Source organism: Alteromonas gracilis (assembly GCF_043642145.1).
GTDB lineage: Bacteria > Pseudomonadota > Gammaproteobacteria > Enterobacterales > Alteromonadaceae > Alteromonas > Alteromonas gracilis_B.
The window spans coordinates 1-2,055 of record NZ_JBHZRZ010000032.1 but is presented as its reverse complement, the minus strand read 5'-3'; the positions used below and the strand labels follow the sequence as shown (position 1 = coordinate 2,055).

At 39.9% G+C, this 2,055-nt stretch carries 2 protein-coding genes; both read left to right on the top strand.

The genetic code is table 11. The features are described 5' to 3' along the window. Positions 1–978: 978 nt before the first annotated feature. Positions 979–1,482 carry a hypothetical protein gene (locus ACHUFN_RS20150; protein ID WP_394224516.1) on the top strand — a complete coding sequence of 168 codons (504 nt, stop codon included), beginning with the start codon at positions 979–981 and terminating at the stop codon, positions 1,480–1,482. Between the two features lie 121 nt (positions 1,483–1,603). Next, positions 1,604–1,894, top strand: coding sequence for an antibiotic biosynthesis monooxygenase family protein (locus tag ACHUFN_RS20145; protein ID WP_394224515.1), 291 nt, complete (start codon positions 1,604–1,606; stop codon positions 1,892–1,894). Positions 1,895–2,055: the final 161 nt, after the last annotated feature.

Here is a 2,055-nt window from a genome sequence, read left to right as displayed (position 1 = left end):
GGTCGCTCGGACGCATTTACGCGGGGCGGCTTCGCCATTATGCCCCACGCAACTGCCGCCGCTTAGCTTAATGTTAGTACCCTCGGAGCTGGAAGCTTGAAAGTAAAACCATCCAAAAAGCTATATCTAAAAATGCTAAGAAGCCTTTTGATAATTAGCGTTCTATTCGGTCTTACTGCATATGTCTGGTCAACTTCAGTTTATGAATGTATTTCTATATTTTCATGGGACTTTTGCGGCTCTATTGGCCAAGCAGAACTGATTTATCCACTTTTTGCTCTAGATGTGCTGCTAGCTTTTTATTTACTTTCGCCATTTTTTACCTATTTCAGCTATCGTGAAATAATCAAAAATAGGAATAAAATTAAATAATGTTGCTAGGTAGTATTGGGTTTACGGGTACTAACAACCCAATCAACACACTCACTGCGTTCGCTGGGACGCATACATGCGGGGCGGCTTCGCCATTATGCCCCACATGTCTGCGCCCGTTATTGGAAAGTTATGTGACTAGAGGAATAGAATCATCTAATGACTAATGAAGACAAACTGCAACTTCCTAAGATACAGTTATTGGCCCTTTTCTTATCTAGTTGCTTCTTCATACTTCCTTGTGTTTTCAAGCTCAATGTTCTAGCTAGCTGTGCTTTTGCATTCGTCATTTTTTTCTATTTGCTCAGTGAAATGGACTGGTTGCGTAGGTACTTTGGTATGTCCAATAAACAGTTAGCGCTTAACATTATCTTAATTGCAGTTAGTGGGCTTCTGGCTTTCGAAGTGTTTTTTATGTTTGCTCTAGTTGCCATATATCCTGTTTCTAGATTCTATAAAACTTAGGTGCTCTGTATTGGAAAAGTCACATAACAAAAAAATTAAGTCACTCACTTCGTTCGCTGGGACGCATACACGCGGGGCGGCTTCGCCATTATGCCCCACATGCCTGCGCCCCTTATTTAAAAGTTATGCGATTGGTGGAACATGGATAAAAAATTAGAACGTTCCAATGCAGATAAGGTTTTAAGAAGACTAACCAACCAAATCAAGCCACTTGGTTTTGTTCGAACTAAGCCAACGTTTTGGGTTAGAGAGCGAGAGCACTTGGTTCAATTTATTCATATACACAAATACACTTTTGGTCCGTTTTTTCGCATTCATACTTGTGTTAGGCCATTAAATTCTAATTTGGAGTTTGTCGCGTTGTTTGGTCCAATCGAACAGGAACTTAGTGAAACTGCAAAATTTGAATACACGGAAGATATAAACTCTGTAGAAAACTGTGCGTCAACAATGTCTCAGTTTATCTCAACATTTTCAGAAGAGTGGTATTCAACTCTTGGTAGCTTAACAACATTACTGAGTTCAAATTCAGTTCTAGACGCACAAGAAAAAATATCACTTCAAGAGTCCTTAGATGGCAATTCAAAAACATCCAACATCGATAGAACGAGGTCGTCATTAAAAATCGCACAACAAGGCGCTTAACACGTGCAGCACTGCGTGCCACACTGGGACAGTAACGCAGCGGCGCTTCGCGATTATACCGCTACGTCACTGCCCGTTAGCTTTGCGTTAGGTGCTTCTGGGAATAAGGAACAATAATCAAATGATTAAACGGATTTTTAGTGTAGTTGTGTATCCAGAACTTCAGGAAGAATTTGAAGACAAGTTTCATAATTTGGCCCTTCCAGACACACTTTCGTCACACGGCTGTTTGTCAGTCGAAATAAGTAAACCAACTAGTTGTAACCCAAACACTTATTTAATGGTTAGTGAATGGGAGTCAGTTAAAGCTTTAGAGAACAAATTTGGTGTTAATTGGCATCTAGCGTCCATTCCAGAAATAATGAAAAAATATGAACAATCTCACACTATCCAGCATTATGAATCTTGGTAATAATAAACACGCACCTAACAAAAAAATTAAGTCACTCACTTCGTTCGCTGGGACGCATACATGCGGGGCGGCTTCGCCATTATACCCCACATGTCTGCGCCCGTTATTGGAAAGTTATGTGTCAAAAGTAAATTTAGATAAAAAGGATTTTTAACTATGAA

Coding starts and splice junctions, on each gene's coding strand:
- ACHUFN_RS20150 (WP_394224516.1), top strand. CDS start 979: ATGGATAAAAAATTAGAACGTTCCAATGCAGATAAGGTTTTAAGAAGA.
- ACHUFN_RS20145 (WP_394224515.1), top strand. CDS start 1,604: ATGATTAAACGGATTTTTAGTGTAGTTGTGTATCCAGAACTTCAGGAA.